Source organism: Arthrobacter sp. W4I7 (assembly GCF_030816215.1).
GTDB lineage: Bacteria > Actinomycetota > Actinomycetes > Actinomycetales > Micrococcaceae > Arthrobacter > Arthrobacter siccitolerans_A.
Window position 1 is genome coordinate 2,943,682 of record NZ_JAUSXU010000001.1, and the last position, 12,693, is coordinate 2,956,374.

Genomic DNA, 12,693 nt, shown 5'->3' on the forward strand with positions numbered 1-12,693 from the left:
TTGATCAAGCACCCTTCACTGCAGCAAGGGCGGAGCCGACAGCAGCAACGGCAGTCGCCACTTCGTCCTCCCCTGTCCGCCAGTTGCTCACGGACACGCGCAGGATGTCCCGGTCCCGCCAGCGGGAGCCGGACATCCACACCCTGCCCTCCTCGATGATGCGCGCCGTCACGGCACGGGTGGTGGCGTCGTCGCCGAACGCCACGCTCACCTGGGTGTAGTCGACGTCGTTCAGCACCTCCACGCCGTCCAGATCCGCGAGCCCTGCGGCGATCGACGAGGCGGCATCCACCAGCCCCCGCACCTGGGCTGCCACGCCGTCACGGCCCAGGCTCTTCAGTGCCGCCCACACCGGCACGCCCCGGGCGCGGCGTGACAGCTCGGGTACCTTCTCAAAGGGGTCGCCAGGCCCTTCGGCGTCATGGATCAGGTAGCTGGTGTGCAGGCCCATCGCGGACCGGAGGGCGGACGCGTCCCGCACCACCGCGATGCCGCAGTCGTAGGGCACGTTCAGGGTCTTGTGCGCGTCAGTTCCCCACGAATCGGCGTCCTCGAAGCCGCGGATGAGATGACGCAGGTCCGGGGCGGCCGCCGCCCAGAGGCCAAAAGCGCCGTCGACGTGGATCCAGGCACCGTGCTTCCTGGCGATTCGGATGGCTTCGGGAAATGGATCAAAGGCACCCGAATGGAGGTTTCCTGCCTGCAGGCACACGAGGGCCGGCCCGGTACCTTCAGAGAGCGCTGCTTCCAGGGCTGAGGGAATCAGGCGTCCCTGGTCATCGGCATCCACGATCACGGGCCTGCCCAGCCCGAGGTATCGGAGGCCGAGGTCTACGGTGTCGTGCCGCTCCCTGCCAACGAAGCAGCGAATGCGGGGAGCGCCGCTCAACCCGTCACGGTCAAGGTCCCAGCCGGCGTCCGCGAGGAGCCGCCACCGTCCCGCTGCCATCCCGGTGAAGTTGGCCATCGTGGCTCCGGTGACAAAGCCGACGTCGGACCCGGCGGGAAGCCCCAGCAGTTCCAGCAGCCAGGTTCCGGCGATTTCCTCGATGGCTGCCATGGCGGGGGTGGCATAGCGCAGGCCGGCGTTCTGGTCCCAGGCGCTGACCAGCCAGTCGGAGGCAAGGGCCGCGGGCAAGGTTCCGCCGATGACCCAGCCGAAGAAGCGGCCGGACGGCATGGCCATGAGCCCGGGCTCGGCTGTCCGGGCGAGGAGGTCGACGACGTCTGCCGCGGGCATGCCGGAGATTGGCAACGGGCCGCCGAACGCCCCGGTCAGGTCATGGGCCGGTACACGGGGGCCGACGTGCCGGTCAGGCAGGCTGCGAAGCCATGCCGTGGCGTGGCCAGCCGCTGCAGACAAAGCGCTGGCGTATTCATCGTCACCCTGTGGCATACCTGCATGCTACGCCCGGCCGTTCACCGCCACGAGCCTTGGCTTCCCCTGGTGCCCGCTGCACTTCGTGGGCGTTACCTTGCTGCGTTTACGCCCTGGGTGGCGAAATTTTCCTGCCAGACGTCAAAGCCGAGTTTGATGATGAGGGCAGCTACCACCACCAGGAAGACCACGCGGACAAACTTGCTGCCCTGCGCCACCGCCGTCCGTGCCCCGAGGTATCCGCCGGCCATGTTGGCTGCGCCGAGCAGCAGGCCCAGGGCCCACAGGATGGAACCGTGCGGCAGGAAGAACAGCAGCGCACCGGCGTTGGTTGCCATATTCACGATCTTCGCCTTGGCGCTGGCTTCCAGGAACGCGTACCCCATAGCCGAGACCAGGGCGATGACCAGGAAGGAACCGGTCCCCGGGCCAATCAGGCCGTCATAGAAGCCGATCACAGCACCGATGAGACAGGCCACCACATAGTGTTTGTGGCCCTCGTGCCGCAGCGCGGTGATGTGGCCGGCGTCGGGTCTCAGCGCCGTAAAGAGTGCGACTGCCACCAGTGCGGCGACAATGATGGGTTTGAAGACGCTGGACGGCAGGCTGGCGGCAAGGACGGCGCCGCCGAAACTGCCGGCCAGGGCAATGACGGCCATCGGCACCGCCGTCCGGAGGTCCGGTCCCACCCGCCGGTAGTAGGTGACGGCGCTGGTGGCGGTACCGAAAATGGACCCCATCTTGTTCGTTGCCAGCGCCTGGACGGGAGTGATGCCCGGTACCAGCAGCAGGGCGGGGAGCTGGATCAGCCCGCCCCCGCCCACCACGGCATCCACCCAGCCGGCGGCGAAACCGGCCACCACGATCAGGACCAGCGTGGTGAGCTGGATGGACTCAATCCCCAGGAGCACTTCCGGGGTCAGGAGGCGCGGACAGCGTTGACCACGTAGTCAACCGCCTTGTCCACGGCAACGTTCTCGGCTTCGCCGCTGCGGCGGTCCTTGATCTCGACAACACCGTCCACCAGGCCGCGGCCCACGGCGAGGATGGTGGGGACGCCCACGAGTTCGGCGTCCCCGAACTTCACGCCCGGCGAGACCTTGGGCCGGTCGTCCAGAAGGACGTCAAGGCCTGCGGCTTCAAGTTCCGCTGCCAGCTGCTCGGCGGTGGCGAAGATGTCCTCACCCTTGCCCACAGCCACCACATGGACGTCTGCGGGTGCCACCGCGCGGGGCCACACCAGGCCCTTGCCGTCATGGTTGGATTCGGCCAGTGCTGCCACGGCGCGGGTCACGCCCACACCGTAGGAACCCATGGTGACCACCACCTGCTTGCCGTTCTGGTCCAGGACCTTCAGGTCCAGGGCCGCGGCATACTTGCGGGCCCAGCTGGAAAATGTGGCCCATCTCGATGCCGCGGGCGATTTCCAAAGGACCGGAGCCGTCAGGGGCGGGATCGCCTTCGTGGACGTCGGTGCATTCGATGACGCCGTCCCAGGTGAAGTCGCGGCCGGCCACGAGGCCGAACACATGCTTGCCGGCTTCGTTGGCACCGGTGATCCAGGTGGTGCCGCTGACAACGCGGGGGTCCACGAGGTACAGGAGCTTGGTGGCGCTTTCGCTGCCAAGCAGGGGTTCGCCCAGCGTGAGGCCGGGGCCGAGGTAGCCCTTGACGATGAGGGCCTGCTTTTTGAGGTCGTCGTCGTTGGCTGCCTCCAGGCCGATCTCGCCGGCGATGGGCAGGAAGGAGCCGATGTTGGCTTCGACGCGCTTCAGGTCAACGCCACGGTCGCCCGGCAGTCCGATGACCACAAGCTGGCGTTCCCCGGTGGGCAGGGTAACGGCGAGCACCACGTTCTTGAGCGTGTCCGCCCCGGTCCAGGCACCGCCGTCGGCCTCGCTGCGGGGAGCCAGCTCGTTGGCTGCAGCCACCAGCGTGTCGATGGTGGGGGTATCCGGGGTGTCAAGGACTTCAGCCGCCGGGGCGTCACTGTAGTCGATGTCGGCAGGGACAACCGTGGTGACCGCCTCAACGTTGGCTGCGTAGCCGCCGGCGGAGCGGACGAAGGTGTCCTCGCCCACATCGGTGGGGTGAAGGAATTCCTCGCTCTTGGATCCGCCCATGGCCCCCGCCGTTGCGGTGACGGGGATGACTTCCAGGCCGAGGCGCTCGAAGATGCGCAGGTAGGCACCACGGTGGGCAGTGTAGCTGGCGTCCAGGCCGGCGTCGTCAACGTCGAAAGAGTACGAGTCCTTCATGATGAACTCGCGTCCGCGCAGCAGGCCGGCCCGGGGGCGGGCCTCATCGCGGTACTTGTTCTGAATCTGATACAGGCTGAGCGGGAGGTCTTTGTAGGAGGAGTAAAGGTCCTTGACCAGCAGCGTGAACATTTCCTCGTGCGTGGGGGCCAGCAGGTAATCCGCGCCCTTGCGGTCCTGGAGGCGGAACAAGCCTTCGCCATACTCGGTCCAGCGGTTGGTGGCCTCATAGGGTTCACGCGGCAGGAGGGCCGGGAAGTGGACTTCCTGAGCGCCGATATTCGCCATTTCCTCACGGATGATGGCCTCGACCTTGCGGAGGACGCTGAGGCCCAGCGGAAGCCAGGTGTAGATTCCGGGGGCAGCACGGCGGATGTAGCCCGCACGGACCAGGAGCCGGTGGCTGGCCACCTCGGCGTCGACGGGATCTTCACGCAGCGTGCGCAGGAAAAGCTGGGACAGTCTTGTAACCACGGGAGGATATCCGTTTCTGGGGAGGTGCTGGATCAGCAGGGCCGGACAAATTCGTCTGGGTACTAATCTACCGGCACTGGACACCTGGCCCCCACTCCCCGGGTAGGCCCCCGGCTCCTCCGGACACAGTAGAGCCACGCCCGGGAATACAAAGCCCCTGGCCCCCCTCGAGGCTGGTCATCGCATCCGGGCGTGGCTCAACGCCGTTATCGCCTAAGTACTGGTGAGGACTGGTGAGACCGCCCACGCCACTCCAGCGCAGCTAGATCGAACCTAAGTGATAGCGCCCACATTTATCAAGTACTTTTCCATTCAATGCGGTTGATTACGGGCACCTGCAGGCTTAGCGTTAATTCATCAGGTGATGAATTAACGGGCTTTCCGGCCCCGGACCACCTGCAGTTCAACGGAGGCGGCCATGTCACGTTCGGCACCCGAAAGCGCATTCACTGAGGGCAACACCGCTGCGGTGGCAGCCAGCGCCGTGACGGTTGTGCGGGGCAGGACTCATGTCCTTCGGGACCTTGACTTTGCTATTCCTGCCGGACAAATTACCGGACTCCTGGGTCCCTCCGGAAGCGGGAAAACCACGCTGATGCGGGCCATCGTCGGGGTGCAGCGCATCACCTCAGGCTCTGTGCGTGTCCTGGGGCAGCCTGCGGGCAGCAGCCCGCTGCGGCACCAGGTGGGGTATGTGACGCAGTTGCCCAGCGTCTACCCTGATCTCACCGTGGAAGGCAACGTGCGCTACTTCGGGGCCATGCACCGCAAAGGGGCGGCCGACGCAGCGGAGGCGATTGCCGCCGTCGGACTGGAACCGCTGGCGCGGCAGAAGACCTCGGATCTGTCCGGGGGCGAGCTCAGCCGCGTATCCCTCGCCTGCGCGCTGGTGGCCCGCCCGCGCCTGCTGGTGCTGGATGAACCGACGGTAGGGCTGGACCCTGTGCTGCGGGCGGACCTCTGGGGCCGTTTCCGCACCATGGCCGCGCAAGGGACCACGCTGCTCGTATCAAGCCACGTCATGGAGGAGGCAAGCCATTGCGAGACGCTCCTTCTCCTGCGGGAAGGCCGGCTGCTGGCCCAGCTGACGCCGGCAGAGCTGAGCCGGCGCGGGCACAGCGCCGACCTGGAGAAAGCCTTCCTGCACATCATCCAGGAGGCGGGAGGAGAACGGGCTCCCCTTGCCCGGGACGATCCGGACCAGGACGATCCGGGCCAGGACGATCTTGCCCAGGACGGGGCCGCGCAGGGTGGTACAACTCAGGACAAGGCAGCTCAGGACAGGGCAACTCAGGACAGGAGCGTGCGGTGATGGATGTCCTGATGATGCTCGCAACCACCCGCCGGGTGCTGGAGCAGCTCCGGCACGACCACCGCAGTATCGCCATGATCCTGGTGGTCCCGGCGCTTCTGCTGACGGCGGTGTATTTCCTCTTCGAGAATGAGACCCTGCCGCCCGGGGCGCCGCGCACGTTCGACCGCGTAGGGCTGATGATGCTGGCCATCTTCCCGTTTGTGGTGATGTTCCTGGTCACCTCCATCACTATGCTGCGTGAGCGGACCTCGGGGACCTTGGAGCGGTTGCTCACCACACCCGTCCATAAATCCGACTTGCTCTTTGGCTATGGCCTCGCGTTCTCCATCATGGCCGCCCTGCAATCCTTGGTGGCCACAGCCGTGGCGTACTGGATCTTCGATCTTGATATTGAAGGCCCGCCTGGCTTCGTGGTCCTGATCGCCGTCATCAACGCAGTCCTGGGCGTGGCCCTGGGCCTGCTCTGCTCAGCGTTTGCCCGCACCGAATTCCAGGCGGTCCAGTTCATGCCGGTAGTGGTGGTGCCGCAAATCCTCCTATGCGGACTGTTCGTGGCGCGGGACCGCATGAATGATGTCCTCGAGGCCATCTCGAATATTCTTCCGTTGACGTTCTCCGTGGATGCCCTGCAGGAGATTGCGGCCAACCCGGGGGCGACTGAACGGATGTGGCAGGATGCGGCCGTCATGGGTGCCATCGTGTTGGGCGTCCTGGTGCTTGCGTCGCTGACGCTGCGCAGGCGGACTGCATGAGGGCGCAGGAAGGAGATTCCCTGCCCGCACGGCGGGGTCGGCGCGGCGGAACAACGGAGTCCAGGGACCGGATCCTGGATGCCGCCCGGAGGCTGTTCGCCGAACACGGTTTCGAGGGCACCAGCCTGCGGCAGGTGGCACGCGCGGCGGGGGTGGATCCTGCCATGGTCCACCATTTCTTCAACGGCAAGGATGAGCTCTTCGCCCAGAGTGTGGAACTCCCAGCCGACCCGGAGGACGTGCTGGCGGATGTTTCGGCCGCCCGCCCGGAACAGCGGGCCGAGTTGATCGTCCGCGCCGTCCTGCGCCTCTGGGAAAGTCCCGCCCAGCCAAGCCTGCTGGCCTTCCTGCGCGGCACCCTTAGCTCAAAGGCCCGGACGGCACTCCTCCGCGAACTGGTGACCCGGACTGTCGTCAGCCGGATTATGGCAGGAGTGCCTGGGCCGCCCCAGGAAGTTGCCTTGCGCGGAGACCTGGTGGCGACGCAGATGGTGGGACTCATGATGGTCCGCTATGTGGTCCGCCTGGAACCCATGGCATCGGCTGCGCGGGAGGAGGTCGTCAGGCTCGTGGCACCGAATGTACAGCGGTACCTGACCGGCGACCTGGCTGCTAACGGCACCTCTGCGGCTGGAACAGGCGGCTAGAAAAGAACAGTAGCGAACGTGCCCACCTGCTGGAAGCCGACCCGCTCGTAGGTGGCGCGGGCGCGCAGGTTGAAGCCATTGACGTACAGGCTGGTGATGGGCGCAACTTTCCGCGCCTGCTCCACCACGGCGGCCATGTACCCGGCACTCAAGCCCTGGCCCCGGTAGAGCGGGTTCATCCAGACGCCCTGGATCTGGGTGACCTCGGAGGTAACGGCGCCCAGTTCGGCTTTGAAAACCACCTCGCGGGCGTTATTCAAGTGGACCAGGGAATGGCCCTGGCGGATCAGCCCTTCCACGCGCCGGCTGTAGAACTCCCTGCCGCCGAGGAACGGGGAATACCCCACTTCCTCCTCGAACATGGCGGCGCAGGCAGGAAGGATGCGGTCGAAGTCGGCGAGGTTTCCCAGGGCCAGGCCGGGGTCCGGTGCGATCGACGGCGGGCCCGTGATGGTCATGAGGGGCTGTTCGGCGCGGACTTCGTGGGCCCGGTGGCCCAGTTCCACGAGTTCGGCGTGCAGGGCCAGGACCGACTCGGCCGGGCCAAAGGCTGAGGCGTACCGGCGGCCGGAGGTGTTGGCTACTTCCGCGACCACACCTGCCAGCTCGGGGTCCAGCTGGACCGGAACCAGGTTGGCCCCTGCCCAGCACGCCCCCACCAGGATGCCGTCGTCAAAAACACCAATAACGCCGGCGCCGCCGCTGGTGGGCGCGGCAGTGCCGGCGGCATGCAGGTGGGCAAGGATAAAGACATTGGCGACCGGATCCTGCTGTGCCAGCAGCCTGAGCGCGGCAGTATCCGTCCCGTCCAGGGTGCGGACGGAAAGTCCCGGCGGGTCCGGGACGTCCTTACGAGACGCTAACCACGGGGCTACCCTTGACAGCATCTTCGCCATCGGCCTCCCCCATCTCTTCCGCGATACGCATGGCCTCTTCGATCAGTGTCTCAACAATCTGGCTCTCGGGCACAGTCTTGATGACTTCACCCTTCACAAAGATCTGGCCCTTGCCGTTGCCGGAAGCAACGCCAAGATCTGCCTCGCGGGCCTCGCCCGGACCGTTCACCACGCAGCCCATCACGGCCACGCGCAGGGGGATCTCCATGCCTTCCAGGCCGGCAGTCACCTGCTCGGCGAGCGTGTACACGTCCACCTGGGCGCGGCCGCAGGACGGGCAGGAGACAATCTCCAGCTTCCGGGGGCGGAGGTTCAGGGACTGGAGAATCTGGTTGCCCACCTTGATTTCCTCCACCGGCGGAGCGGAGAGGGAAACCCGGATGGTGTCGCCGATGCCCCGGGACAGGAGCGCACCGAAGGCCGTGGCGGACTTGATGGTTCCCTGGAACGCCGGCCCGGCCTCGGTCACCCCGAGGTGCAGCGGCCAGTCGCCCTTCTCCGCCAGCATCTCGTAAGCCGCCACCATGATCACGGGATCGTTGTGCTTCACAGAGATCTTGAAGTCGTGGAAGCCGTGCTCTTCAAACAGGGACGCTTCCCAGACGGCAGACTCCACCAGCGCCTCAGGGGTGGCCTTGCCGTATTTCTTGAGGATGCCCGGCTCCAGTGAGCCGGCGTTCACACCGATGCGGATGGACGTCCCGTGATCGCGTGCTGCTGCTGCGATTTCCTTGACCTGGTCATCGAACTTGCGGATGTTTCCGGGGTTCACGCGCACGGCGGCGCAGCCGGCTTCGATGGCGGCGAAGACGTACTTCGGCTGAAAGTGGATGTCCGCGATGACCGGGATCTGGGACTTCCTGGCGATGATGGGCAGCGCCTCGGCGTCGTCTGCCGAAGGGCAGGCGACGCGCACGATGTCACAGCCGGACGCCGTGAGCTCCGCGATCTGCTGCAGGGTGGCATTGATGTCGGTGGTGGGCGTGGTGGTCATGGACTGCACACTGATGGGGGAATCAGAACCGACCCCCACTGAACCGACTTTGATCTGGCGGGTCTTGCGCCGGGGGGCAAGGACGGGCGGCGGTGCTGCAGGCATTCCCAAGCTGACCGAGGTCACGTGGACTCCTAGAATTTGAAGGTGTTGAGGCGGCTACGCGACGAGTCCGGCGAGCACGCCGATGATGGGTGACCACTCCGTGATGCGGGTCCCGGCGATGACTCCGGCGGCGGCGAAGGGGTCCTGCTTGAGAATCGAGTTGAGGGCGGCCTCGTCTGCTGTCTTGAAGATCAGGAGCGCCCCGGCGCCGTCGCCGTACGGACCGCTGGCCAGGAGGGCGCCGTCCTGCGCCAAGCCCGCGAGCCATTCGCGGTGTGCTGGCCTGGACTCGTTGCGGGCTTCGGTGGAATCGGCGGCGTAAACGTACTCAACGGCAAAAACTGTCATACGGCTACCCTATCGCCCTGCCTGCCGTTGCACGCATCCGGAGGCCCGAACGGGATTCTTCCCACACCCGCATCGGCATTTGTTCCCAGGACATCGGCAATTTGTTCCTAGGACAGGAACAAAACTTTGACGGCCGCTGCCGTTCCGGCCGCCCAGAGCATGGAGGCCAGTGTCCCGATGATAAAGCGTTCGGCCGCCACGGGTGTTTCCTTCAACTCCGCAAACCTGCCCAGGCCCTTGATGGCCACAATGTAGGCGATTGCCACCGGCTGCGCGGTCAGGATGGCCAGGCAAACCCCGAGCCTTTCGAGGATTCCGATGATCGCCCCGCCGCGCAGGATGCGCTGGGTTGGCGCCGGCGGTTCCGCAGCAGATCCGGCCGACGGCGGCGCGTCAGTGGCCGCTGTCAGCTCACCGTCCACGCTTTGCGTTTCGATGTGTGGGGAATCAACAGTGACGTCTGCCGAGGGGTCCTCCGCTGCCCTCCCGGCCTCTTCTGCAGCTTTGGCGGCATCCGCCCTGTCGTCGATGGTCCGGGCGAGCCGGAACACCAGGGCCGTCACCGGCCAGCCGGCGAAGCCGGCCACGAGCAGTGCGACGGTGATCCAGAGTGCGGTCACATGTCTCCTTCATTCCGGGGCCGGGCAGTTTGGGGCGGGTCGCTTTGAGGCTGGGCTGTTTGGGTCGCGGCAGTCTGGGTCGGGGCAGTTTGGGTAGCTACGATCCGGCTTTGGGCGTAGTCGAGGAGCATTGCTGCCGCCGGCCTGGCTGCCCATTCTTCCTGCCAGCCCGAGCGAAGGACGGCACGGCTCACCGATTGCTCCGTTATTCCCAGCTGGTGGGCTACATGCTTCTGGCTGCCGTGTTTGCCGTCGCCCGCCTGCAGGGCGCGAAGGCTGTCCACTACCCGCCACTGGGCCTGCGTCCGTTGCTGGACAAGACGTCCAATCAACCGAAGCACAGCCTGGGCGTTTGCACCGGCCATGGCACCTTCCTTGGCTTGGGGCGGGATTTCCTTGCCACGGCCAATAGTGCCCGCCACCACTGACAACGGCACCTGTCCCGCGGCGCTCTTCGCGAGCTCCACGGCTTTGCGCGCGGCGACGAATCCGCTTCCGGACCCTTCGCGGGGGCTGCCTCCCGGAACCAGCTGCACCACACCGATACCGATTCCGACGTACCAGTACCCGCTGCGGAGGGCATGCAGGGCGATATCCACCACTTCGTCGGGTTGCTCCACGACGCCCTGGAGCTCGTCACCTACCGAACGTTCAAAGCGCGCGGGCGTGAGGCTTTGCAGTGCGGAAATCAGCTCCGGCACGCGATCGACGTCGGAGGTGCTGCCCCTCTGGTCAACGGTCAGAACGTACATGCCCTAACCGTACGCAGCTGATTGGTAATAATCAATCATAAATAGCTGATTATTTACTATCAGCCGAAAGTGGCTGATGTCTGATCCTCACCCTGTGGCGGGTAAGGGAACCTGCCGGGATACCTTCCAGGCGATCCATCCCCCGGCCGCTGCCAGGAACACTGCGCCCGCGGATTGCGTTGGCAGGCTGCTGCCTGTCGTAGCCAGTCCCAGGACAACGCCCAGGACGTAAAACACGACGGCGCCTGCTGCCCAAAGTGCCCCTGCCCAGCGCGGCAGAACCCCGGAACGCCATACCGCGACGCCCAGGAGGACTGAACCCACGAAGGCAAGCAGGAGTCCGAGCAGGAAGGCTCCGGTCATGGACCCCGGAAACTCCAACTGCATCACGTCCTCGTTGCCTTTGAGGTAGGCCGCTCCAATGGCCGGAGTGGCAAACGTGGAGATGACTGCCGGAACCAGCAGCAAAGTGGTACCGGCAGCAGCGGTCATCATCGCGGGCAACGCAAGGCGCCCTGACCGGCTGTTGGCCAGGAAACAGCCTAAGGCGAAGACTCCGAAGAGGGCCAGGATGGTGCCTGCGGTAGCGCCGAGCAGGTGGCCTAACTGGTACGAATCGGAGCTGACAAAACGGGCCCAGGACCCCGGGTCCTCCTCCTGGTCAGGCTGTGGCTCGAGCCCGCCCCATGCTGTGACGAGCCATGCGACGGGCAGTGCCCACAATCCTGCCCGGGTCCAGCGGCTGGTGTCTTGCGTGTTCACTGTGTCCACCTCTCTCCCGGCGGGGGTGGCTGGCCTGCCCCTCGACGTACCTCCAGTATCAGCCGAAGAGGTTCACCGGCTTCACGATGTCGGCATAAATGAGCAGTGCACTCATGCCCATCAGCAACGCGGCCACCACGTAGGTCACCGGGAGGAGCTTGGCTATATCGAACGCTCCCGGGTCCGGCCTGCCGAACAGTTTGGCCACCTTGCGCCGGGCCCCTTCATAGAGCGCGCCCGCAACGTGCCCGCCGTCAAGCGGCAACAGCGGGACCAGGTTGAAGACCGCCAGCGCAAAGTTGAGCCCGGCCAGCAGTCCGATCAGGGTGGCCACCCGAGACTGGACGGGGATCTCCTCCATGGCGGCGACTTCACCGGCCACCCTGCCGACGCCCACCACGCTGATGGGGCCGTTGGGGTCCCGTGGTTCCTCGCTGAAGGCAGCCTTCGCCACGCCCACCACCCGGGCCGGAAGGTTAAGAATCACGCCGGCCACCTGCTTGATGTTCTCGCCGGCCATGGGCAGGACGGACGACGCCGGCTGGGCCACGAGTTTAGTCTGCGCACCAATGCCGAGGAAGCCGACGTCCTGGTAAAGGAGATTGCCGCCGTCGTCCTTCGCTTGCCGGCCGTCCGCACCGATGATGGGCCGGGCGGACAGCACGGGGGTCACGGTGGTGGACACGGGTGAGCCGTCACGCTCGACGGTGATCGCTACCTCCCGTCCGGCGGAGGAACGGATCCACTCGGTCAGTTGGTCCCAGCTGGTGACCGTCTTGCCGTCAAAGGAGGTGACAGTGTCATTCGGTTTCAGGCCGGCAGCGGCGGCCGGGGTGAGCTGGCAGTCGGCGGAATCCGGATCCACCGTCTCACCCGCGGCTACCTGGCATTTGGAAACATCAGAGATGGTGGTGGTAGCTGTGGCCATACCGAATCCCATCAGCAGGACGGCCGTCAGGATCACACCGAGGACTATGTTCATGGCCGGACCGCCGAGCATAACGATGATCTTCTTCCACACCGGAAGCCGGTAGAAAACGCGGTTTTCATCGCCCGGCCCCACTTCCTCGTGCGCCATGGACCGGGCTTCGGTGGCCAGGGTCTGGAACATCCCCGTGCTGGACGGGCGGACCGTTCCGTCCTCCTTGTTGGGCGGGTACATCCCAATCATGGACACGTAGCCGCCCAAGGGGATCGCCTTCACGCCGTACTCAGTTTCGCCCTTCCGCCGCGACCACAGGGTAGGGCCAAAGCCAATCATGTATTTGGTGACGCGGACCCTGAAGAGCTTGGCGGGCAGGAGGTGGCCCACCTCGTGAAGCGCGATGGAGGCCGCGATGCCGATGGCCACAAAGACGACACCGAGAACAAAAAGGAGAACGGGGGTCATGG

At 65.7% G+C, this 12,693-nt stretch carries 12 protein-coding genes and 1 pseudogene; 3 read left to right on the forward strand and 10 right to left on the reverse strand.

The features are described 5' to 3' along the window. Positions 1–4: 4 nt before the first annotated feature. The 3 genes and pseudogenes from QF047_RS13445 to QF047_RS13455 form a co-directional block, all read right to left on the reverse strand. Positions 5–1,396: an aminotransferase class V-fold PLP-dependent enzyme gene (locus QF047_RS13445; RefSeq protein ID WP_307277843.1), complete on the reverse strand. Its 1,392-nt coding sequence runs from the start codon at positions 1,394–1,396 to the stop codon at positions 5–7. A 74-nt stretch (positions 1,397–1,470) separates the two neighbouring features. Continuing rightward, positions 1,471–2,289, reverse strand: coding sequence for a TSUP family transporter (locus QF047_RS13450; protein ID WP_306638901.1), 819 nt, complete (start codon positions 2,287–2,289; stop codon positions 1,471–1,473). An 8-nt stretch (positions 2,290–2,297) separates the two neighbouring features. After that, a pseudogene (locus tag QF047_RS13455) lies at positions 2,298–4,110 on the reverse strand (proline--tRNA ligase). A 418-nt stretch (positions 4,111–4,528) separates the two neighbouring features. Between QF047_RS13455 and QF047_RS13460 the strand changes: the two are divergent. From QF047_RS13460 to QF047_RS13470, 3 genes are read left to right on the forward strand one after another with little or no spacing between them, the layout of a single operon-like run. Beyond that, positions 4,529–5,422 carry an ABC transporter ATP-binding protein gene (locus QF047_RS13460; RefSeq protein WP_307277848.1) on the forward strand — a complete coding sequence of 298 codons (894 nt, stop codon included), beginning with the start codon at positions 4,529–4,531 and terminating at the stop codon, positions 5,420–5,422. An 11-nt stretch (positions 5,423–5,433) separates the two neighbouring features. Continuing rightward, the gene (locus tag QF047_RS13465; RefSeq protein ID WP_307277851.1) at positions 5,434–6,177 is read left to right on the forward strand and encodes an ABC transporter permease; all 744 of its coding nucleotides are present in this window, start codon (positions 5,434–5,436) and stop codon (positions 6,175–6,177) included. Continuing rightward, complete coding sequence (locus QF047_RS13470; RefSeq protein WP_307277854.1) at positions 6,174–6,824, forward strand: TetR family transcriptional regulator; 651 nt, start codon at positions 6,174–6,176, stop codon at positions 6,822–6,824. Before QF047_RS13465 ends, QF047_RS13470 begins: the two co-directional genes overlap by 4 nt. On the opposite strand, the gene QF047_RS13475 is transcribed toward QF047_RS13470, so the two are convergent. The 7 genes from QF047_RS13475 to QF047_RS13505 all read right to left on the reverse strand — a co-directional run bounded on the left by QF047_RS13475 (position 6,821) and on the right by QF047_RS13505 (position 12,691). After that, positions 6,821–7,711, reverse strand: a complete 891-nt coding sequence (locus QF047_RS13475; protein ID WP_307281949.1) for a DUF4081 domain-containing GNAT family N-acetyltransferase — start codon at positions 7,709–7,711, stop codon at positions 6,821–6,823. The genes QF047_RS13470 and QF047_RS13475 overlap by 4 nt on opposite strands. Then, positions 7,674–8,840 carry a flavodoxin-dependent (E)-4-hydroxy-3-methylbut-2-enyl-diphosphate synthase gene (gene ispG / locus QF047_RS13480; protein ID WP_235521789.1) on the reverse strand — a complete coding sequence of 389 codons (1,167 nt, stop codon included), beginning with the start codon at positions 8,838–8,840 and terminating at the stop codon, positions 7,674–7,676. Before ispG ends, QF047_RS13475 begins: the two co-directional genes overlap by 38 nt. Positions 8,841–8,873: 33 nt before the next feature. Then, positions 8,874–9,167, reverse strand: a complete 294-nt coding sequence (locus QF047_RS13485) for a YciI family protein (protein WP_307277857.1) — start codon at positions 9,165–9,167, stop codon at positions 8,874–8,876. Between the two features lie 107 nt (positions 9,168–9,274). After that, on the reverse strand, positions 9,275–9,787 hold the full coding sequence (locus QF047_RS13490; protein WP_307277861.1) for a hypothetical protein: 513 nt from the start codon (positions 9,785–9,787) through the stop codon (positions 9,275–9,277). Further along, a complete protein-coding gene (locus QF047_RS13495; protein WP_307277864.1) occupies positions 9,784–10,539 on the reverse strand; it encodes a MarR family transcriptional regulator in 756 nt (251 codons plus the stop codon). The genes QF047_RS13490 and QF047_RS13495 overlap by 4 nt, the downstream gene beginning before the upstream one ends. A gap of 87 nt (positions 10,540–10,626) precedes the next feature. Continuing rightward, positions 10,627–11,301, reverse strand: coding sequence for a hypothetical protein (locus QF047_RS13500; protein ID WP_307277868.1), 675 nt, complete (start codon positions 11,299–11,301; stop codon positions 10,627–10,629). Positions 11,302–11,359: 58 nt separating this feature from the next. Then, positions 11,360–12,691 (reverse strand): RIP metalloprotease, encoded by a 1,332-nt coding sequence (locus QF047_RS13505; protein ID WP_306638885.1) that lies wholly within the window; start codon positions 12,689–12,691, stop codon positions 11,360–11,362. Positions 12,692–12,693 lie beyond the last annotated feature (2 nt).

Coding starts and splice junctions, on each gene's coding strand:
- QF047_RS13445 (WP_307277843.1), bottom strand. CDS start 1,396: ATGCCACAGGGTGACGATGAATACGCCAGCGCTTTGTCTGCAGCGGCT.
- QF047_RS13460 (WP_307277848.1), top strand. CDS start 4,529: ATGTCACGTTCGGCACCCGAAAGCGCATTCACTGAGGGCAACACCGCT.
- QF047_RS13465 (WP_307277851.1), top strand. CDS start 5,434: ATGATGCTCGCAACCACCCGCCGGGTGCTGGAGCAGCTCCGGCACGAC.
- QF047_RS13470 (WP_307277854.1), top strand. CDS start 6,174: ATGAGGGCGCAGGAAGGAGATTCCCTGCCCGCACGGCGGGGTCGGCGC.
- QF047_RS13475 (WP_307281949.1), bottom strand. CDS start 7,711: ATGCTGTCAAGGGTAGCCCCGTGGTTAGCGTCTCGTAAGGACGTCCCG.
- QF047_RS13485 (WP_307277857.1), bottom strand. CDS start 9,167: ATGACAGTTTTTGCCGTTGAGTACGTTTACGCCGCCGATTCCACCGAA.
- QF047_RS13495 (WP_307277864.1), bottom strand. CDS start 10,539: ATGTACGTTCTGACCGTTGACCAGAGGGGCAGCACCTCCGACGTCGAT.
- QF047_RS13505 (WP_306638885.1), bottom strand. CDS start 12,691: ATGACCCCCGTTCTCCTTTTTGTTCTCGGTGTCGTCTTTGTGGCCATC.